The sequence below is a fragment of the Arthrobacter sp. NPDC057388 genome, assembly GCF_042668165.1.
In the GTDB taxonomy this organism is placed as follows: domain Bacteria; phylum Actinomycetota; class Actinomycetes; order Actinomycetales; family Micrococcaceae; genus Arthrobacter.
Map to the genome: position 1 here is coordinate 1 of NZ_JBHVBL010000004.1, position 20,233 is coordinate 20,233.

General features: G+C 67.9%; 18 protein-coding genes. 11 read left to right on the top strand and 7 right to left on the bottom strand.

Features of this window, described 5'->3' with window-relative positions:
• Nucleotides 1-28: 28 nt before the first annotated feature.
• The 4 genes from ACFUTU_RS02845 to ACFUTU_RS02860 form a co-directional block, all read right to left on the bottom strand.
• Nucleotides 29-649, bottom strand: coding sequence for an MBL fold metallo-hydrolase (locus tag ACFUTU_RS02845; RefSeq protein WP_377960429.1), 621 nt, complete (start codon nt 647-649; stop codon nt 29-31).
• Nucleotides 646-1,782, bottom strand: coding sequence for an S-(hydroxymethyl)mycothiol dehydrogenase (locus ACFUTU_RS02850; RefSeq protein ID WP_377960740.1), 1,137 nt, complete (start codon nt 1,780-1,782; stop codon nt 646-648). Before ACFUTU_RS02850 ends, ACFUTU_RS02845 begins: the two co-directional genes overlap by 4 nt.
• Nucleotides 1,783-2,113: 331 nt before the next feature.
• Nucleotides 2,114-3,553, bottom strand: coding sequence for an ATP-binding protein (locus ACFUTU_RS02855; RefSeq protein ID WP_377960431.1), 1,440 nt, complete (start codon nt 3,551-3,553; stop codon nt 2,114-2,116).
• Nucleotides 3,550-4,233, bottom strand: a complete 684-nt coding sequence (locus tag ACFUTU_RS02860; RefSeq protein WP_377960433.1) for a response regulator transcription factor — start codon at nt 4,231-4,233, stop codon at nt 3,550-3,552. Before ACFUTU_RS02860 ends, ACFUTU_RS02855 begins: the two co-directional genes overlap by 4 nt.
• Nucleotides 4,234-4,737: 504 nt before the next feature.
• Between ACFUTU_RS02860 and ACFUTU_RS02865 the strand changes: the two genes are divergently transcribed.
• From ACFUTU_RS02865 to ACFUTU_RS02885, 5 genes are all read left to right on the top strand, one after another.
• The gene (locus ACFUTU_RS02865; RefSeq protein WP_377960435.1) at nt 4,738-5,877 is read left to right on the top strand and encodes a SpoIIE family protein phosphatase; all 1,140 of its coding nucleotides are present in this window, start codon (nt 4,738-4,740) and stop codon (nt 5,875-5,877) included.
• Nucleotides 5,874-7,865 (top strand): glycosyltransferase family 2 protein, encoded by a 1,992-nt coding sequence (locus ACFUTU_RS02870; RefSeq protein WP_377960437.1) that lies wholly within the window; start codon nt 5,874-5,876, stop codon nt 7,863-7,865. Before ACFUTU_RS02865 ends, ACFUTU_RS02870 begins: the two co-directional genes overlap by 4 nt.
• A complete protein-coding gene (locus ACFUTU_RS02875) occupies nt 7,855-8,187 on the top strand; it encodes an STAS domain-containing protein (protein ID WP_377960439.1) in 333 nt (110 codons plus the stop codon). Before ACFUTU_RS02870 ends, ACFUTU_RS02875 begins: the two co-directional genes overlap by 11 nt.
• Nucleotides 8,180-8,608, top strand: a complete 429-nt coding sequence (locus ACFUTU_RS02880) for an ATP-binding protein (protein ID WP_377960441.1) — start codon at nt 8,180-8,182, stop codon at nt 8,606-8,608. The genes ACFUTU_RS02875 and ACFUTU_RS02880 overlap by 8 nt, the downstream gene beginning before the upstream one ends.
• Nucleotides 8,609-8,708: 100 nt before the next feature.
• Entirely contained in the window at nt 8,709-10,007 is a 1,299-nt protein-coding gene (locus ACFUTU_RS02885; protein ID WP_377960443.1) for a glycoside hydrolase family 26 protein, read from the top strand.
• A gap of 77 nt (nt 10,008-10,084) precedes the next feature.
• Here ACFUTU_RS02885 and opgC read toward each other — a convergent pair whose 3' ends face one another.
• Together opgC and ACFUTU_RS02895 are read right to left on the bottom strand one after the other, a co-directional pair.
• Nucleotides 10,085-12,529 (bottom strand): OpgC domain-containing protein, encoded by a 2,445-nt coding sequence (gene opgC / locus ACFUTU_RS02890; protein WP_377960445.1) that lies wholly within the window; start codon nt 12,527-12,529, stop codon nt 10,085-10,087.
• Nucleotides 12,530-12,591: 62 nt separating this feature from the next.
• Entirely contained in the window at nt 12,592-13,845 is a 1,254-nt protein-coding gene (locus tag ACFUTU_RS02895; protein WP_377960447.1) for an ATP-binding protein, read from the bottom strand.
• Nucleotides 13,846-14,101: 256 nt separating this feature from the next.
• Here ACFUTU_RS02895 and uraD point away from each other — a divergent pair, with 256 nt between their 5' ends.
• The 6 genes from uraD to purM all read left to right on the top strand — a co-directional run bounded on the left by uraD (nt 14,102) and on the right by purM (nt 19,187).
• The gene (gene uraD, locus ACFUTU_RS02900) at nt 14,102-14,599 is read left to right on the top strand and encodes a 2-oxo-4-hydroxy-4-carboxy-5-ureidoimidazoline decarboxylase (protein ID WP_377960449.1); all 498 of its coding nucleotides are present in this window, start codon (nt 14,102-14,104) and stop codon (nt 14,597-14,599) included.
• Complete coding sequence (gene uraH, locus ACFUTU_RS02905) at nt 14,596-14,934, top strand: hydroxyisourate hydrolase (protein ID WP_377960451.1); 339 nt, start codon at nt 14,596-14,598, stop codon at nt 14,932-14,934. Before uraD ends, uraH begins: the two co-directional genes overlap by 4 nt.
• An 11-nt stretch (nt 14,935-14,945) precedes the next feature.
• The gene (locus ACFUTU_RS02910; RefSeq protein WP_377960453.1) at nt 14,946-15,791 is read left to right on the top strand and encodes a fumarylacetoacetate hydrolase family protein; all 846 of its coding nucleotides are present in this window, start codon (nt 14,946-14,948) and stop codon (nt 15,789-15,791) included.
• A gap of 77 nt (nt 15,792-15,868) precedes the next feature.
• On the top strand, nt 15,869-16,225 hold the full coding sequence (locus ACFUTU_RS02915; RefSeq protein WP_377960455.1) for a hypothetical protein: 357 nt from the start codon (nt 15,869-15,871) through the stop codon (nt 16,223-16,225).
• A gap of 47 nt (nt 16,226-16,272) precedes the next feature.
• The gene (purF, locus tag ACFUTU_RS02920; RefSeq protein ID WP_377960457.1) at nt 16,273-18,027 is read left to right on the top strand and encodes an amidophosphoribosyltransferase; all 1,755 of its coding nucleotides are present in this window, start codon (nt 16,273-16,275) and stop codon (nt 18,025-18,027) included.
• Complete coding sequence (gene purM / locus ACFUTU_RS02925; protein WP_377957043.1) at nt 18,024-19,187, top strand: phosphoribosylformylglycinamidine cyclo-ligase; 1,164 nt, start codon at nt 18,024-18,026, stop codon at nt 19,185-19,187. The genes purF and purM overlap by 4 nt, the downstream gene beginning before the upstream one ends.
• Before the next feature lie 132 nt (nt 19,188-19,319).
• Here the strand turns inward: purM and ACFUTU_RS02930 are convergent, their stop codons facing one another.
• Nucleotides 19,320-20,114 carry a VOC family protein gene (locus ACFUTU_RS02930; protein WP_377960459.1) on the bottom strand — a complete coding sequence of 265 codons (795 nt, stop codon included), beginning with the start codon at nt 20,112-20,114 and terminating at the stop codon, nt 19,320-19,322.
• Between the last annotated feature and the right edge of the window lie 119 nt (nt 20,115-20,233).

Here is a 20,233-nt window from a genome sequence, read left to right on the forward strand (position 1 = left end):
GCCTTGCGTGTGGATCGTGGTTTGGTTCTTACTGCGCCACCTTGGCGAGGGTTTCGCGTTCGGCGGCGATGGTGGTGTTGTCCCCGTGACCGGTCCGGACCACCGTCTCTGCCGGGAGGGTGAGGAGGCGTTCGCGGATGGAGGTGAGGATGGTCGGGTAATCGCTGTACGAGCGGCCGGTGGCACCGGGTCCGCCGTTGAACAGGGTGTCCCCGGTAAAGACGGTTCCTTCGCTTTCCAGGTAGAAGCAGGTGGATCCGGGTGAGTGGCCGGGGGTGTGGATCGCCTTCAGCGTCGCCCCGCCGACCTGGAATTCGTCGCCGTCGGCGTGCTGCCGCTGCGGTTCGAAGTCCGGGTAGACCTGCTCCCACAGGACCTTGTCCTCCGGGTTCAGGTAGATCGGCGCCCCCACGGCCTCCGAAACCTCACGGGCGGCGCCGATGTGGTCGTTGTGCGCGTGGGTGAGCAGGATGGCCTTGACCGTGCGGCCCTTGACCTGGCTGATGATCGCCTTGGCGTCGTGCGGGGAATCGATGATCACGCATTCCTCGTCGTTGCCGACGATCCAGACATTGTTGTCCACATCCCACGTGCCGCCGTCGAGCGAGAACGTGCCGGACGTGACAAGGTTTTCGATGGTGACGCTCATACGGATGCTCCCTGGGTTGCGGCGGCGGGGCGGGTTTCGGCGGCGGGCTGGATTTCGACGACGGAACGCAGGACCTTGCCTTCGTGCATCTTGTCGAAGGCTTCCTCGACCTGGTCGATGGTGATCCGTTCAGACACGAACGCATCCAGGTCCAGGTTGCCCTGCTTGTAGTGCGACACCAGCATCGGGAAGTCGCGGGAGGGCAGGCAGTCCCCGTACCAGGAGGACTTCAGCGATCCGCCCCGGCCGAAAACGTCCAGCAGCGGCAGTTCCAGCTGCATCTCGGGCGTCGGGACACCCACCAGCACCACACGGCCGGCGAGGTCGCGGGCGTAGAACGCCTGCTTGTACGTCTCGGGCCGTCCGACGGCCTCGATCACGACGTCGGCACCGTTGCCGCCGGTCAGTGCGCGGATCGCCTCGACCGGGTCACCGGCACGGGAATTCACGCCGTGCGTTGCCCCCAGGGACTTGGCCATCTCGATCTTGTTGTCATCAATGTCCACGGCGATGATCGTCGTGGCACCCGCCAGCTTCGCGCCGGCGATCGCTGCGATGCCCACGCCGCCGCAGCCGATCACAGCCACGGACTCGCCGCGCTTGACCTCGCCGGTGTTGATCGCGGCACCGATGCCGGCCATCACACCGCAGCCCAGCAGGCCGACGGCCGCCGGATCGGCGTCCTCGTCAACCTTGGTGCACTGCCCGGCAGCCACCAGGGTCTTCTCCGCGAACGCGCCGATGCCCAGCGCCGGGGACAGTTCGGTGCCGTCCTCCAGCGTCATCTTCTGGGTCGCGTTGGCCGTGTTGAAGCAGTACTGCGGCTGGCCCTTCGCACACGCCCGGCACTGCCCGCACACCGCGCGCCAGTTCAGGATCACGCGGTCGCCGGGGGCGACCTCGGTGACGCCCTCACCGACCGCGGACACCACACCCGTGGCCTCGTGGCCGAGCAGGTACGGGAAGTCATTCCCGATGCCGCCCAGCTTGTAATGCAGGTCCGTGTGGCACACCCCGCACGTCAGGATGTCCACGAGGGCCTCGCCCGGACCCGGATCCGGCACCAGGATCGTCTCCACCGATACCGGCGCATCCTTTTCCCGGACAACAACTGCCTTGACTTTATGAACCATGAGTTCACGTTCCTTCCTGAGCACGGGGCTCGTTGGCTGCGGCACCTCAGCCAAATCTAACTGACTTGCCATGGTTCGAAATCCTTGTCCCGCAGACCGGACACTCCGCCGCTCCGGAGGTCGCCTACGTCGACCCGGGCAGCTGCGCCGATCTTCGGTTTTCTTCTTTCGCACCTTCGGGTAATTGCGCATTACACAACTGAATGCGCATAGCGCGTCTTAAATAAGTATGGCAGGCATCACACGCATACGTAAGTAGATGAAGCACGCAAGTCTTGCCCGCTTACTCCTGCAGTCTTGTCCGCCGGGCACGCCGGCCGGCGAAGCGGTCTTAGGTGCGCACAGCAGCTTTGAATGTGACGCGGGCGTCCAGGCCCCGGGCGCCCGGCCGCGCCTCCAGGGTAGCCGCCGCACCGCTGGCCTCCGCCAGCTGCTGGACGATGGCCAGTCCCAGCCCGCTGCCATCTGTCGTCGACTGTCCCCGCCAGAACCGGTTGAAGGCCTTGAGCCGGTCCTCCTCGGAAAGCCCAGGACCGTCGTCGAGCACGTGGAGCTCATAGCCGTTGGCGGCGCCGGAAGCACCGCTGGCGGAGGCACCGGAGCCGGGGGAACGGTCCGGCCGGACCACCAGCCGGATCTCCGATCCCGGCGGCGCCACGGCCAGGGCGTTGTCAATGAGGTTGTCGATGATCTGCTCCGCCGCCCCGGGCATCGCCACCACCCTGGCTTCTCGAACCGCGTCCAGCACCGTCCGGACCCCGCTTTCCTCGGCCAGCGCCTCCCACTGCTCCACCCGGCTGCGGGCGATCTGGCTGAGGTCCACTTCTTCCCGCTCCACATGGCGGCTGTCCGCCCGGCTCAGGAGGAGCAGGCCGTCGATGATCCGCTGCAGCCGGTACGTCTCCTCCAGGGAGTCCGCCACCATGACTCGTGCACCGTCGGGATCGCTGTCCACGGCGTCCACGGCGTTCTCCAGCCGCAGCCGGAGGCCTGTCAGCGGGGTGCGCAGCTGGTGGGACGCGTCGCTGGCAAATCCGCGCTGCTGCTGCAGTACGTGTTCCAGCCGGTCCGCCATCTGGTTGAACGAGCGGGCCAGGGCGCGCAGCTCGGGCGGGCCCTGCTCCTCCTCGGTGCGGGTGTCGAGGTTGCCTTCCGCCAGGAGTTCCGTGGCCTTTTGCAGCCGTTTGATCCTCCGGGTCACGGCACCGGCCAGCAGGTAGGCCAGCAGTCCGGCGAGCAGCACGGTGGTGCCCGCCACGGCCCACATCACCCTCAGCTGGCCGGATACCCGGTCATCCACCACGGACGCCGGGTAGGTCAGCCGCACCGCTCCCGTGATGTTCGCACCGCTGAGCACGGGAACGGTGACGTACACCAGATCGAATCCCAGGGTGTCCGAGTGCCGCTGGCCGGACGTGATCTGGCCCGCGAGCGCCGCGGAAATCTCGGGGCGCGAAAGGTAGGAGGACCCGGTAGATGACTGGTCGTCGTCGGACGTCACTACCGCCGTGCCGGAGCGGTCCACGATGACGACTCGGGCGCCGCTGGCGCGGCCGTAATCACGGACGGTGACGGCCACCGGGCCGGGGGCAGACGCTCCGGTTTCCAGCAGATGGTGGGCCCGCCCGCTGAGCAGGAAGGCGTCGCGTTCAAGGGAGGTGGCCAGCCGGTCGCGTTCCACCCGAACAAGGTAGCTGCCCAGGGGAATGTCCTGCACCAGCACCACCAGCAGCGTGATGGCCATGAAGGCGCAGATCAGCCGCCACCTCATCCGGGCACGTCCAGCCTGAACCCTACGCCGCGCACCGCCTCGATCCAGCGGGGGTCGCCGAGTTTCTTCCGGATTGCTGCCACGTGTGCGTCCAAGGTTTTGGTTGTTCCGTACCAGGTGCCGTCCCACACCGCACGCAGGATGTCGGTGCGCTGGCAGACGGCGCCCGCGTCCTCCGAGAGGTAGTACAGGAGCTCGAACTCCTTGGCGGTGAGGTGGACTTCGTTCCCGCCCACCGTGACCCGGCGCGAACGCTGGTCGATGCTGAGCGCGCCGATGGTGCGGGTGCCGTCGGGCGCGGGAGCGGTCCCGGCCTGGGGGTCGGCCGTGCGGCGGGCAACGGCCCGGATCCGCGCAACGAGTTCCCGCATGCCGAACGGCTTCACCAGGTAGTCATCCGCCCCCAGCTCAAGGGCCAGGACCCGGTCGATTTCCTCGTCGCGCGCGCTGACGACGATGATCGGCGTCCCGGTCAGGGAACGGATGGACCGGCACACGTCCGTGCCGTCCATGTCCGGCAGCCCCAGGTCAAGGAGCACGAAATCAGGGCTCGAGGAGCGGACCTCGGCGAGCGCCCCGGCACCGTCACCGACGTGCCGGGCCTGGAAACCGGCCCTCGTCAGGCCTTCCAGCACGCCGGCTGCCACTGATTCGTCGTCTTCAACCACCAGGATCTGCATATCCGATTATCTTCCGGCCGGAACGGTGCCGCGGCGGATAGCCACGGCCTTGACAGGCTAGTACTTCGAGCTTTGACAATTCTTGGGCCGTCGAGGGCCCCCTCCCCCTTCCGCACCGCCCCGTGACACCCTCAGACCCTTCCTCACCTCCTGCAGGAAAACGGGAAGCCCTTCCTCACCTCCTGCAGGAAAACGGCAAACCCTTCCTCACCTCCTGCAGGAAAACGGGAAGCCCTTCCGCACCTCCTGCAGGAAAACAGGCGACCCTTCCTCACCTCCTGCAGGAAAATGGCAAACCCTTCCTCACCGGCTGTGGAAGGGTCAGGCGCGACCCGACCAAAGTGAGGAAGGGTCAGGCGCGACCCGACCAAAGGTGAGGAAGGGTGGGGAAAGGCCCGGCAAAACGTGAGGAGGCGTTGACAGGGACGTTCACGCAGGCCGGTCTGATTGGACACGGGGGGACTTCGGCGTGACAAGTCTGTAAAGACAGTAGTTAATAGAGGCATGCCTGCTACCCCTGAGCCGCGCCGAGCCGTCGTCATCGAGGATGATCCGGACATTCGGGGCCTGCTGGTCCGGGTGCTGACGAAGCAGGGCTTCGAAGTCACCGAAGCGGGTGCGGGTCTTCCGGGCATCGAGGCCGTGCGGGACACCAGGGCGGACCTTGTCACCCTGGACCTCAACCTTCCGGACCTCGACGGGCTGGAGGTCTGCAAGCGGCTGCGCGAGTTCTCGGACGCGTTCATCATCATGCTCACCGCCCGGGTGGACGAGCTGGACAAGCTCACCGGTCTGGACAACGGCGCGGACGACTACATCAACAAGCCCTTCAGCCCGCGGGAATTCCAGTCGCGGATCAATGCGCTGTTCCGCCGTTCCCGGACCCCCGCCGTCGACGAGGCCGCCCAGAACGACCTCCGCCGAGCCGCCGAGGTGCAGCAGAGCCTGCTTCCCCGCGAGACCATCCGGCTGGAGGGCTACGAAGTGGCAGGCGTGTTCCGCCCCTCACGCAGCGTCGGCGGTGACTTCTACGACTGGTACCAGACCCCCGGCGGGCTCCACCTGACGTTCGCCGACGCCATGGGCAAGGGCATGGGCGCGGCCCTCATCGCCGCCACCGCCCGGGCGGTCATGCGTTCGGTCCGGCACGAGCCGGACCTCGAGAACGCCTTCGGCCTGGCCAGCCGCTCCATCGCGTCGGATTTGGACATCTCGGGCTCCTTCGTCACGCTCTTCCACGCCCGGCTGGACGCCGGTTCCGGGAAAGTCAGCTACGTCGACGCCGGCCACGGCCTGGCGCTTCACCTCCAGGCCGACGGCGGTGCGGAGCGGCTTCCGTCTGCCGGGCCGCCCGTCGGCGCCTGGGGCGATGCCGGCTGGACCGAAGCGGAACTGGATCTGTCCCCCGGCGATTCGCTCGTCGTCGTCAGCGACGGCATCCTGGACGTGTTCGGCTCCGTCGAGGAGTTCACCCACGCCGTCCGCCGTTCCACGCTCGGACAGCCCACCGCGGAGGCGGCCTGCGCCGCCCTGCTGGAACTGGCCCCCGCCGACACCGCCGAGGACGATGTCACCGCGGTCATGGTGCGGCGCCTCGCCGGGACCGGGCCCGCAGCGGAGGCAACAGGAACGGCCGCGCTGTGACGCGCTTCTGGACCCGCCTGGTGGTGGTCCTGACGGTGCTGCTGGGCGTGAACTACATCGCCTGGCGCTGGCTGGCCTCACTGAACTGGGAAGCCTGGTGGATCGCGGTGCCCCTCGTGGCCGCCGAGACGTACAGCCTGATCGACGTCATGCTGTTCGGGATGACCGTGTGGCGCCTGAAGATTCGCAAGGGTGCGCCCCCGCCGCCTGCGGACGCCACCGTGGATGTCTTCATCACCACGTACAACGAGCCGTTGGACCTGGTGATGACCACCGCCCTCGCGGCCAAGCGCATCCGGCATCCCCACAGCACCTGGATCCTCGACGACGGCGCCCGCCCCGAGATGCGCCGGCTCGCCGAAGAGCACGGGCTGGGCTATGTCACGCGCAGCGAGGACTGGAAGAACATGCCCCGCCACGCGAAGGCAGGCAACCTCAACAACGCCCTGATGGTCACCGAGGGCGAGTTCCTGCTGATCCTCGACGCCGACCAGATCCCCGAGCCGGACATCCTCGACAAAACGCTGGGCTACTTCACCAACCCCAAGGTTGCGCTGGTGCAGACGCCCCAGTACTTCAGCAATGTCCCCGCCAGCGACCCCCTGGGCAGCCAGGCACCCCTGTTCTACGGCCCCATCCAGCAGGGCAAGGACGGCTGGAACGCCGCCTTCTTCTGCGGCTCCAACGCGATCCTCCGCCGTGAGGCGCTCATGCAGCTGGGCCTGGTGGGGTACGTCCGGGAAACAGAAAAGAGCATCCGCCGCGCCCTGGCGGCCTCCCAGTCGGCCGTCCGCAAGGCACGGAAATCGGCGGATTCGGACAACCTGCTCGTGGCGCAGATGCTCGATGAGGTGGAGTCCGCCACCACGGAAGCCCGGCGCAGGCTCGACGACGGCGAGTCACTGAGCGAGATCACGTACCGCGTCCGCCGCAAGGTGGACCAGGCTGTCCAGGCCCTCGTCCAGGCAGACGTATCCGCGCTGCAGGCGGACCTTGAGGAAATCGCCGCCATGGAGCTGGCACACGTGGGTGACTCAGGCGTGCCCGTGGTGGCCGACGACGCCGTGCAGCGCATGTCCGCCCGGGACTGGTCGCCGCTCGGAGCCATCGAATCCGTGCAGGCAGTGCTGGATGCCCTGTCCGTGGAACGCAGCGGCGAAGCCCAGCCCGTCATGCCGCTGGCCACCATCTCCGTCACGGAGGACATGGCCACTGCCATGCGCATCCACGGCATGGGCTGGGAGAGCGTCTACCACCACGAGGTCCTCGCCTACGGCCTGGCCCCGGAGGACCTTGCCACCATGCTGACGCAGCGGCTGCGCTGGGCGCAGGGCACCATCCAGGTGATGCTGCGTGAAAACCCGCTGGTGCAGCGCGGCCTCAAGCTGGGCCAGCGCCTCATGTACTTCGCCACCATGTGGACCTACCTGAGCGGCTTCGCCGCGGTGATCTACTTTGCCGCCCCGATCATCTACCTGCTGCTCGGGATCCTGCCGGTCACCAGCCTCAGCGCCGACTTCTTTATCCGGTTCATCCCTTTCATGGTGGTCAACCAGCTGCTGTTTTTCATTGCCGGCCGCGGCATCCCCACCTGGCGGGGGCAGCAGTACAGCCTTGCGCTGTTTCCCACCTGGATCAAGGCATGTACGACGGCGGCCCGGAACGTCTGGTTCGGCCGTCCCCTTGGGTTCGCCGTCACCCCCAAAGACCGCCAGACCGGCGGCCCCAGCTGGAGCCTGATCCGGCCGCAGATCGTCGTGTCCGTGCTGCTGGCCGTCTCCTCGGTGGTGGGCATCGCGCGGCTGGCCGCGGGCATGTCCGAACCGATCGGTACGCTGGTCAACGTGGCCTGGGTGGTGTTCGACCTGGTGGTCATGAGCATCCTGGTCCGGGCCGTGCTGTACAAGGGTTATGAACCGGAGGGTTTCGAGCCTGAGTCCCTTCCGGCAGAGGGTTTGATCGAAGAGAGGAAGACGGATGGATCTTAGTTACGAGGTCAAGGACTCATACGCCGAAATCAAAGCCGCCGGCCGCCTGAACATGGTGTCCGCGCCCAAGCTCAGGGAGTTCGTGGCGGACGTCGTCGCCAACGGCTCCAGCAGGATTGTGGTGAACCTCGAAGACACCGCCTTCATGGATTCCTCGGGGCTCGGCGCCCTCATCGGCTGCCTGAAGGCGGCCCGGCAGGCAGGGGGCGACCTCCGCATCGCCGCCGTCCAGCCGCAGGTGAAGATGGTCCTGGAACTAACCAGCATGGACCGCGTACTGACGTCCTATGCCACCGCTGACGAGGCGTTCGGCAATGACTGAGGTCCTGGCCCGCCGCAACTTCCGCAGTGTGGCGGCGCCCGAGGCGGTCGACGCCGTGCACGGCCAGCTGGACGGCCTGTGGGAGGACGCCCCCTTCGTTCCCGACATGGACCGGATGACGTTCGCCACCGCCGTGATCGAAGCCGCCGCCAACGTGGTCCAGCACGCGGAGCCGGAATCGGCGGATCCGGTGGAACTGGGCGTGGACATCTGCATCCGGCAGTCAAGCCTGGAAGCCAAGGTCAGCGCCTTCGGCGCCACAAGCCCCGGCATCGACGACGGCGACACCACCATGCCCGGCGAGGACGCCGAGTCCGGACGCGGGCTGGCCCTGATCCGCGCGCTGGTCACCACCGTGACCTTTACGCGGCAGGACGGCACGAACACCTGGATTCTGTCGCGGAGCCCCATCGGCGGCTGACCGCCCCCGGTGGTCAGCCTTGCAGCTAGCGCGAATCCTTCGCTGATGCTGCGCTCCTGCAGCGCTTGTCCCAAGAACTTGACGGTACCTTGAGCGGATTATGAGACTGCCCAAATTACTCACCACCGTCATGGCCGCCCTCTGCGTTGCCCTGCCCGGCCTCGCAGCGGCCGGCATCGCCCCTGCCCAAGCCGCGGCTGCCGCCATCAAACTCGACGCGGGCTCCGGCCCCGCGGGCACCACCGTCACCGTGACCGGGACGGGGTTCCCCAAGAAAAGTCCCGGAATGCTGAGCGCCGGGACCAGCACGGTTCCTTTCACGGCCAGCGCCTCCGGCTACTTCACCGCCGCCGTGGTGATTCCGGAGAGCTCCGATCCGGTGGTCCAGGTTACGGCCGTGTCCGGCAAGGTGAGTGCGGCGGCCCCGTTCACCCTCACCTACAGCTCCCCCTCCGCCGCCGATCCCGCCCCTGAGGTAACCACCGCCCCGGCCGGTGAGTCCACGTCCCCGGTACCGGCGCCCTCCTCACCCCAGCCCGGCACGTCGCTCCTGCGCTTCGGGGTGGGCACCCCCGGGGGCCCGCTGGCCTCGGCGGAACTCGACGAGGTGGCTGCACTGGCCGGGGAAGCGCCGTCGATCATCCTGTCCTACAAGGATTTCAACCAGGCGCCCCCGCTCGCCGAACTTGAGGCCGCCCGCAGCCGCGGCGCCGTGGTCCTGCTGACATGGGAGCCGTGGGTGTGGGGCGCAGGAACCTCCCAGCCCGCCTACTCGCTGGACCGGATCACCGCCGGTGACTTCGACCCCTACCTTCGGCAGTGGGGGCAGGCACTGGCCGCCTGGGGCCATCCGGTGATGCTGCGCTTCGGCCACGAGATGAACGGCAACTGGTACCCGTGGTCCGAACAGCTCAACGGAAACGGGACCGGCGACTATGTTTCCGCCTGGCGGCACATCCACGACGTCGTCGCCTCCACCGGCGCATCCAACGTCACCTGGGTATGGAACCCGAACGTGCCCTACTGGGGCTCCACGCCGCTGGACGCCCTCTACCCGGGCCCGTCCTACGTGGACGCAGTGGCGCTCGACGGCTACAACTGGGGCACGTCGGCGTCCTGGAGCACCTGGGTCTCGCCGTCCCAGCTATTCGGCGACGGCCTCGCCCAGCTCCGGATGCTGGCCCCCGGCAAGCAGATCCTGGTCGGTGAGACGTCATCGGCAGAGCAGGGCGGCTCGAAGGCCGACTGGGCTTCGTCCCTGGTGGGCTACCTGGCTGCCCAGGGGGATGTCACGGCCCTGACTTGGTTCCACTTCAACAAGGAAACGGACTGGCGGATCAACAGCAGCCAGGCCGCCGCGGACGCCCTGCGAAGCGCCCTGGCCGCGCGCCGCGGTTAGCGTGCGGCAGGCCTGCCGCGGATTGGGCGGCAGGCCGGCGGCCCGGGTCCGGTCGGGCAGCAGTCAGAAAGCAGACGTCAGGTGGGGATGATGCGGAACAGGAACCGGGTCCGCACCATGACCCAGAGCAGCGCCAGGATCACCGCATAGGCTGCCGTGTTGAAGAGCACCCGGCCCTCCTGCAGGGCCGGGATGTTCGCGACGACGGCGATCAGGACCACGTGGATGATGAAGACGTACAGCGTTGCCCGGCCCAGCGGAACCAGGAACCAGCCCAGGGCGCGGTGGACTGGCTTCCAGTAGGCGGTCAGAAGCGCATAGGCCGCCACGACCAGCACCAGCACATTCAGCAGCCGTCCCACGCCCAGGTATGTCCGGCCGAAGTAGGAGTCGTACAGCGCCCGGTATGCCGTGTCCGGAAGGATGGCCACGCGGACGTCGAAGCTGTTGGCCAGGTACGGGTTGCCCCAGGCCAGGAACGCGAAGCAGGCAGCCAGGACAGTGCACGCCACCACCACCCAGGAATGCGCGCCCAGCCAGGCAATGATCCGGTGCCGGTGGTAGCCCGCCACCATGCCCACAATGAACAGCACCTGCCAGACCAGCAGCGGGAAGGAATCCTCGAATTCGGACGGCAGGAGCCGGATCCGGAAGATGGCCCCGGTCGCGTACAGCGCAGTGGTGGCGGCCAGCACCCACACACCTTTTCCGCGCGACAGGGCCCAGAGGACCAGCGGGCTGGCCAGCAGCAGGATCACGTACAGGCCCATGACGTTGAACTGCCAGGGGCCGAACTGCAGCAGCAGGATGCCGGGGATGACCTCCGGCGCCACCGGGAAGCGCAGCAGCGAATCCATTCCGGCGTACAGGTCGTAGGAGCGGCCCGCTCCGCCGCGGCCCGCCGCCCCCGTGCCCTGGTCCACGAAGGACGTCAACGTGTCAGCGTTGATGGCGGGAACCAGCGAGATCAGGAAGACCCCGACCAGCACGGTGAGCGCCGTGGCGTAGAGCTTGCCCGCCCGTTTGGTGGTGTGGTCAACCACGTCGCCGAAGTTGTCCTTCACCCGGGGGCCGAACACCATTCCAAGCACGAACCCGGAGAACAGCACAAAGAGTTCCGCACCCGAGACGAAGCCCACTGCTTCCTGGGTGAACAGCTGGAACAGGGAGGTCATGCCCACGTGGTTGACCACCACGAACACGATGGCGAGCCCGCGCAGGAAGTCCACGCGGGAATCCCGGGAGGAGGGGTCGCCGTAGGCCCAGCCGGCCGCCCGGGGCAGGAAGCGCGGGAGGAGCCAGAGGAAGCAGACGACGGCGGCCAGGACGCCCGCCGTCGTCCACGCACCTATTCCGCCAATAACCTTGCCCGCGGCGCCCGAATCATCCCCGGCCAAACCGCCGCGGGCGGTCACCGGTCCGGTAACCAGGGCAGAGCCTGCCAGCCGTTCACCGGCGGCCGTCGCGAGGCCGGGCTGGCCCGTCAGCCGCCAGTCGATGGCTGCCACTCCCGTGTCCCGGGTGCTGGTCCGCTCGTCCCAGACGACGGCGCCGATGTTCCCGAAACGTTCTGAGGAAGCTGCTCCGAGGACCTGGTCCCACCAGGCCAGCTTGATGTCAGCTTCCGCCGGGCCGCCCGTGGTTGAGCTGAAGAAGGCGGCCGTCTGCAGCATCAGCGGCTTGCCGCGCCCCTGCACATAGTCCGTGTAAAAGTCGCCATAACCGCCGCGGCCGTCATGGCCGGTCAGCATGCCTGCGAGCTCATTCCCGGCCGGCAGCGTGTTGCGGGCCGATGCCCCGCCGGTGTCGTCGTGGTAGGCGCCCAGGCCCGACCATTCCACGGCGTCATCGCCCGGGTAGTACGGCGAGTAGGGATCATCGGCGCCGTCCCAGCGCCCGTCACCGCTGGTGTCCAGCAGGTTGAAGCCTTCCGAACCCTGGCCCGGTGCATTCCGGTTCCGCTGGAACGGGTAGTCGCGGCCCAGGAAGGGCTGCCAGACCATGACCGTGCCGGCGTCGTCCTGCGATGCGAAGGCTGCCGCCACGGCCCGGAACGCCTTCCGGTACGCCTCCGGCTGCTGGCCCCACGGAACCCAGCTGGTGTTCATGTCCGGCGCAAACCTGATGTACAGCCTGCCCTGGAAGCCGGTGCTGAGCCGGTCCACCGCCCGGGCAAAGGCTGCCGCGTCATCGGCAGACACCTGGTCCAGGGACCTCGAGGGCTTGACCGTCAGCAGGGCATGGGCTCCCTGCGCATCGCTCTGCCGGAAGAATTCACGGATGTGGACCTGCTCGGATTCCTGCAGCGGGAAGGTGATGTCATGGCCGAAGACGGCCGGGACCGCGCCCAGCCGCTCCGCGAAGCCGGCGGCGCTGTCCTCGCCCCATTCCAGGACCGCGCCGAAGAGCGGCCCCTCCCCGCCCGCAGTCACCGTGGGCGCTGGCGCCGGGGAAGGAGTCTCCGCAGCCGCACCCGGGGCCAGGCCGGCCGGCAACCGGAACAGCAGGAGTGCCAGCAGCATGGCGGCGCCTGCCTTCCACCGGAGCGGGCGGCCGGCCATGACACGGCGGGACGCAGCGCCGTTCACAGAGCTTCGGGGAAGGTCAGGACCACAGTGGTTCCGCCGCCGGGGGTCTCGGTCAGCGTCAGGTCCCCGCCGTGTGCCTGCGCGATGCGGCGGCACGTGGCAAGGCCCAGCCCCGAACCCGGGCCGTCCCCTTCCCGGTGCAGGCGGACCAGCGGCTCCAGCACGCGCTGCCTGTCCTCCGGCCTGATTCCCTTGCCGTTGTCCGCAACCAGGACCGCAGTCCCGTGGTAGTTGGAGACCGCGGTGACACGGATTTCCAGTGGACGCCCGGGGCTGCGGTAGTTCACGGCATTGGAGAAAAGGTTCTGCAGCAGGGCCCGCAGCTGGAGCGGATCTGCATGCAGCCGCGCATCATCCGAGTCCAGCGTGGCCCCGCTCCCGAACGGGATGCCGAGGTCCCGCGCGACGTCTGCCACAGCGCTTCGCAGCGAGACGGACTGCGGATGCAGCGCGCCGCCCACCTTGGAGTAGTCCAGAACGTCCTCGAGCATGTCCAGCATGCGTCTGCCGCTGGCGCCGATGAGCTGCAGATACTCGGCAGCAGGATGCTCGGGCGGCATGTCGGGATCATCCTCGCTCAGCTCCACGTAGCCCAGGATCGTGGTCAGCGGAACGCGCAGGTCGTGGCTGACGCGGCCTGCGAATTCGCCCAGCTTGGCATTGCTCCGCTGCACCTCGTCCAGCGCCTCGTTCAGCTGCAGCGTCCGGTGCTGGAGTTCCAGCAGCTCCACGGCCTGCTGGGCCAGGAGCTCCAGCATGGCGATCTGCTCCGGGTCCGGTTCCGCCGGCGCATCGGAGAAAACGCACAGGGAGCCGAGCACAAAGCCGGAGTCGGTTTCCAGCGGTACCGAGGCGTAAAAGCGGACCTTGGCGATCTCGCCGGTCACAAACGGATTATTGGCAAACCGCGGATCCGCGGAAGCATCGCGGACCACGGTGGTCTCCCGGGCCAGGAACACCCGGGCGCACATCGAGTCCTCGCGCGAGCAGATCCCCGGCTCGACGCCGGACGCCGCGATCTGGCGCTGCTGGTCCGCGGTAATCACGTTCACCACGCTGAAGGGAACGTTGCACAGCTTGGCCGCCAGGTCCACAAGGTTGTCCAGTGCCGTGCGGGCAGCGGGGCGGGAAGCAGCGCCGGGAGGCGGGGAAGCCCCGGCTTCCTGGCCGCCCAGCAAGCCGTAAGCCTGAAGGGCTGGCTGCCGGTCGATATCCTGCTCCGGGAGTGTCCGGGCGCCGGTCCCTTTCATCCCTCCCCCTTTCGCCGCGCGGGACTCCGACCCAGCGTCAAGCCCCCCGCGCCGATACTATCCGGCGAGGCTCAGTCCTTGTTGTACTCTCTTGACACCGGCGGACTTACTCGGCTTCACTATTACGTATGCTGAAATAACAGTTCCATGATGCGGAACTCGCGATTGCTAATCAGGAATGGCGGGCCCCGGGAGAGGACCCGGACTTCCGCATAGCCGTCACCATGGATGCCAGCATCTGCTTGAGGATCACAACGTGAAGCTTGCCGAATTCAATGCCGCGGACCGGGACGCTGCCAGCGCAGTCCTGCGCCCCTGCATCGATGTCCAGCGCTGGGTTGACCAGGTCGCTGATGCCCGCCCGTTCGACTCCGTCCAGGAGCTCCTGGCCGGGGCCCGGGACGCCGCGGCACCGTTCACCGCGGAGGAGGTGGAAGCCGCCATGGCGCACCACCCCCGGATCGGCGAACGCCCCGCCGCGCAAACCACCGAGGCCGCCATGTCCAGGTCCGAACAGGCGGGCGTGGACCCTGCCGATGCCGAGGTGGCCGACGCCCTCGCCCGCGGAAACCGTGCGTACGAGGAAAAGTTCGGCCGGGTCTTCCTGATCCGCGCCGCCGGCCGCACCGCCCCCGAAATCCTGGCCGCGCTGAACGAGCGCCTGGCCAATACCCCGGCACAGGAAGACGCCATCGTTGCCCAGCAGCTGCGGGAAATCGCCCTGCTGCGCCTTGAAGGAGTGATCAGCGAATGAGCGTTTCGCACGTAACCACCCACATCCTGGACACTGGCGCCGGACGCCCGGCGGCGGGTGTCGCCGTCGTACTTTACGCGAACGACGGCGGCAAGTGGACTGAGCTGGCCAGCGGCACCACCGATGCGGACGGCCGCGCGAAGGACCTGGGGCCGGAAGTCCTGGCCCCAGGGAACTACCGGCTCAACTTCGCCACCGGCGAGTACTACGCCCGGCAGGGCGGCACCACATTTTTCCCGGAGGTGGACCTGGTCTTCGAGGTCACCGGCACCGAGCACTACCATGTGCCGCTGCTGCTGAGCCCGTTCGCCTACTCCACCTACCGCGGCAGCTGAAAGGAGACAGCATGCGGCTGATGCGCATTGGCCAGGCAGGCAATGAGGTCCCGGTGGTCATCGACGACGACGGCCAGGCCTATGACCTGCGGCCCGTCACCCAGGACATTGACGGGAACTTCCTTGAGACCTGGGCCGGCCAGCTGCCGGACCTGGACCTGACAGGCCTGCCCCGGGTGACGGTCGACGGCAAGCGCATCGGCGCGCCGATCGCCAGGCCAGGCGCCGTGATCGGGGTGGGACTGAACTACGCCGCGCACGCCGCCGAATCAGGCCTTCCCGTGCCGGAGCGCCCCATCATCTTCTTCAAGCATCCCAACACCGTGGTGGGCCCCGACGACGACGTTGTCATCCCGCCGGGCGCTCAGAGCGTGGACTGGGAGGTGGAGCTGGGCGTGGTCATCGGCCGGAGGGCCAGCTATCTGGCATCGGACGCAGAGGCCGCCGATTGCATCGCCGGCTATGTCCTGTCCAACGATGTCTCCGAGCGCGAATACCAGCTGGAGCATTCCGGGCCCCAGTGGTCGCTGGGCAAGTCCTGCCCCACCTTCAACCCGGTGGGGCCCTGGCTGGTGCCCGCCGCAGCGGTGGACGCTGACGATATCCGTCTCGCGTCCTGGGTCAATGACGAGCCCCGGCAGGACAGTTCGACGGCGGACATGGTGTTCGGTCCTGCCGAACTGGTCCGCCGGCTTTCGCAGTACATGGTGCTGGAACCCGGCGACCTCATCACCACCGGGACGCCGGAGGGCGTGGCGCTGTCCGGGCGCTTTCCGTACCTGAAGGCCGGGGACGTCATGCGGCTGTCCGGCGGGGACCTCCTGGGCGAGCAGCGGCAGCGGCTGGTGCGGGCCTGAAGAAGAACAGGCCTGCACGGGCAGGGCTGAAACTGCCGCGGCGGACCGGCGGGCGGGATGACAGTAGGCTAGATGGCATGTCTTCCGACCAGCCCGCCCCCGAACGGCACGAAGTTCCGGAACGCCGCGAGATCACCGTCCGGCGTGCCCCCAAGTATGTTCCCTTCCTGATCCTGGGCGGGCTGGTGGGCTTCGCCGCGGCGGCGGTCATTGCGTTCGCCCTGCCCGGCGACGCCAGTTACGACCGCGGCGCCGTTTACGGCTTCTTCATGGTGCCGTGCGCCGCCGCCGGTGTGATTCTCGGCGCAGTTGCCGCCCTGGTGCTGGACCGGGCCAGCGTCCGCCGCGCCCGCCGCGGCGTGGTCGAAGCCGTTCCAGAGACCGGGAAAGAGGCTGGAGACGACGCCGACGGCGGTGCGGGCCCCCGGTCATAATCGGGCGGCCGGAAATTCCTTACCTCATGACGTGAGATAATCGACCAGTGGCACGCGGCGATGGAAAACTTTCTCATGATCTTCTCCCTGGCGAAAAGGGCCCGATGGACGCCTGCGGCGTCTTCGGCGTCTGGGCACCAGGTGAAGAAGTAGCAAAACTTACCTACTACGGGCTGTACGCGCTGCAGCACCGCGGTCAGGAGTCGGCTGGTATAGCCACCAGCGACGGCAAGCGGATCAACGTCTACAAGGACATGGGCCTCGTATCCCAGGTCTTCGACGAGACCACGCTGAACACCCTGACCGGGCACCTGGCCGTCGGCCACTGCCGTTACTCCACCACCGGCGCCAGCCACTGGGCCAACGCCCAGCCCACCCTCGGCGCTACCGCCACCGGCACGGTGGCACTGGCGCACAACGGCAACCTCACCAACACCGCCGAACTGAACGCCATGATCCATGAGCGCAACGGCGGCCAGCTCAGCGGCGAAATGAAGCAGGGCAACACCTCGGACACCGCCCTGGTGACGGCGCTGCTGGAAGGCGAAGAGGGCAAGACCCTCGAGGAGACCGCCCTCGAACTGCTTCCCAAGATCCGCGGCGGCTTCTGCTTCGTCTTCATGGACGAAGGCACCCTGTACGCGGCCCGCGACACCTTCGGCATCCGCCCGCTCTGCCTGGGCCGGCTGGAGCGCGGCTGGGTGGTGGCGTCCGAACAGTCCGCCCTCGCCACCGTCGGCGCCAGCTTCATCCGGGAGATCGAGCCCGGCGAATTCATCGCCATCGATGAACAGGGCGTGCGCTCCCGCCGCTTCGCGGATCCGACGCCGGCCGGCTGCGTATTCGAATACGTCTACCTTGCACGCCCGGACGCCGCCATCGCCGGCCGGTCCGTGTATGAATCCCGCGTGGAGATGGGCCGCCAGCTGGCGCGCGAGAACACCCATGAGGCGGACATCGTCATCCCGGTTCCCGAATCCGGCACCCCCGCGGCCGTCGGCTACGCAGAGGCATCCGGCATCCCGTTTGCGCACGGCTTCGTCAAGAACTCCTACGTGGGCCGCACGTTCATCCAGCCCTCGCAGACGCTGCGCCAGCTGGGCATCCGGCTGAAGCTCAACGCCCTGGAATCCGTCATCCGCGGCAAGCGCGTCGTGGTGGTGGATGACTCGATCGTCCGCGGCAACACCCAGCGCGCCATCGTGCGTATGCTCCGGGAGGCTGGGGCCAAGGAGGTCCACGTCAAGATTTCCTCCCCGCCGGTCCAGTGGCCCTGCTTCTACGGCATCGACTTCGCCTCCCGTGCGGAGCTCATCGCCAACGGAGCCACCATCGAGGAGATCTCCCAGGCCATCGGCGCCGATTCCCTGGCCTACATTTCCGAAGACGGCATGATCGGGGCCACCCAGCAGCCGCGCGAACGGCTCTGCACGGCATGCTTCACGGGCAAGTACCCGATCGAGCTGCCCGGCGCCGACAAGCTCGGCAAGAACCTGCTGGAACGCACGGACCTGGGCGGCCTGCCTGCCGCTTCCGGCAGCACCGGCGCCCCCGCCGCCGGGACTGCCAGCGCCGGGACTGCCGGCGCCACTGCGGAAGCCGCCATCGAGCCGGCCGCCGCCACCCCCGGCAACCCGGAGAGCATTCCGGTGACCGAGGACCCCGCCGAAAAGCCGGGCGCCACGGGCTGTGACCCGGGGCCTGATTCAGAGCTCGAGAACCTGCTCACCGACGAAGACCGCGTGCCCGATCTCCACCACGACGCTGCAACCGTCGGCGCTGACAAGAAAGAGTCCCTATGACTTCCGCTTCCTCCACTGCTGACATGAATGCTGCCCAGAACAACACCGGCATCACCTACGCGGCCGCCGGTGTGGACGTCGAAGCCGGGGACCGCGCCGTCGAACTCATGAAGGACGCCGTCAAGGCGACCCACAACGCGTCGGTGATTGGCGGCGTCGGCGGTTTCGCAGGCCTCTACGACGTCTCGAAGCTCCTCACCTACAAGAAGCCCCTGCTCGCAACCTCCACTGACGGCGTGGGCACCAAGGTGGCCATCGCACAGGCCATGGACATCCACGACACCATCGGCTACGACCTCGTGGGCATGGTGGTTGACGACATCGTGGTGGTGGGCGCCGAGCCGCTGTACATGACCGACTACATCGCCTGCGGCAAGGTTGTTCCGGAGCGCATCGCGGACATCGTCCGCGGCATCGCGGCCGCCTGTTCCGTGGCCGGCACCGCCCTGGTGGGCGGCGAAACCGCCGAGCACCCCGGCCTGCTGGGCGAACACGAATACGACGTCGCCGGTGCCGCAACCGGTGTTGTGGAAGCCGACGCGCTGCTCGGACCGGACCGCGTCCGCGCAGGCGACGTGGTGATCGGCATGGCCTCCTCCGGCCTGCACTCCAACGGCTACTCGCTGGTCCGCCGCGTCATCAACCACGCCGGCTGGGCCCTTGACCGCCAGGTCTCCGAGCTCGGCCGCACGCTGGGCGAGGAACTCCTGGAACCCACCCGCGTCTACGCCGCCGACTGCCTGGACCTGGCGCGGGCCTTCCCCGTCACGGCCGAAAAGGCCGTGCACGGCTTCAGCCACGTCACCGGTGGCGGCCTGGCCGCCAACCTGGCGCGCGTGCTGCCGCAGGGCCTCGTGGCCACCGTTGACCGCTCCACCTGGGAGCTGCCGGCCATCTTCAAGCTCGTCTCCGAGCTGGGCCGCGTTCCGCTGGCCGATCTGGAGCGCACGCTGAACCTCGGCGTCGGCATGGTGGCCGTGGTCTCCCCCGAGGCCGCGGACGCAGCCGTGGCCCGCCTAAACGAGCGCGGCCTGCCGTCCTGGATCATGGGTTCCGTCAGCGCCGATTCCGACGCCGTGGTGAAGACCGGGCCGGACTACGTGCAGGGCGCCAAGGGTGTGGACGGCGGCGCCGTTCAGCTGGTCAACGCCTACGCCTAGCTAACACACGCACATCGAGTGCTCCGTAACGGCCGTTTAGAACCTTCATAAGGGCGGCTGGGACCAGGCCGGCAGGGTTCCCTGGCCGAGCCTGCGAGGCTAGGGGGCCGGTGGGGAGCACTCGATGCGTTTTTAAACCTCCAGGACGCTGAAAACCCCGCCCTGCGGGTCCTTCAGGGTGGCAATGCTGCCGCCGTCCTCAGCGAATTCCGGCTCCACCAGCACCTCGGCTCCGGCGGCCACCGCGGACAGCACGGCCTCCTTGACACTGGAGACGCCAAAATACACCTGCCAGCCGAGGCTACCGGTCTCGCCGCCCTCGTCGTCCTCGCCATCTTCCGGGGCAGGGGCGATGCCGGCTACCTCCGTGCCGTTCACCATCAGCGTGGTGTAGGTGCCGCCGTCGTCCTGCGGATACTCGGTCACCTCGTGCCCGAACAGCTGCTGGAAAAATCCGACGGCGGCCTGCGGCTCAGGCGTGAGAAGTTCGGCCCACGCGAATGCACCGGGCTCATGGTGCCGGGCACTGCCCAGGTGCGTTCCGGCCTGCCAGATGCCTGTGGCGCCCCCTCCCGGCGGGTCAACGAACACCATGGTGCCGGTGTCTCCGATATCCTCCGGCCCGAACCGGACGGCGCCACCGGCGTGCGGGGCTTCCTCGGCGGCAGCCCGGGCGTCCACCGCGGCGAAGTAGACGTTCCAGTGTGCGGGCCGCGGCGCACCGCCGTGCTGCGGCTGGGGTGCCACCGTGGCCACGAGATCGTCATCCAGGAACGCCTTTGCGTAACTGCGTCCGTCCGGGGTTGGAAAATCCTCGTAGCGCCAGCCGAAAACGGCGGCGTAGAAGGCTTTGGCAGCCGCCACGTCCGGCGTCTGGACGTCCGCCCAGCAGAGCTCCCCCACGCTGTACCCGCTGCGCTGCACCATACGTCCGCATCCCTTCGTTGGCTGGTTTCCCTCCAGCCTAAACGCCAAAGGCCCGTTGGGCACGCCAAAGACTGGCGTGCCCAACGGGCCTTGATAGCTGTGACAACACCGGATTGGTC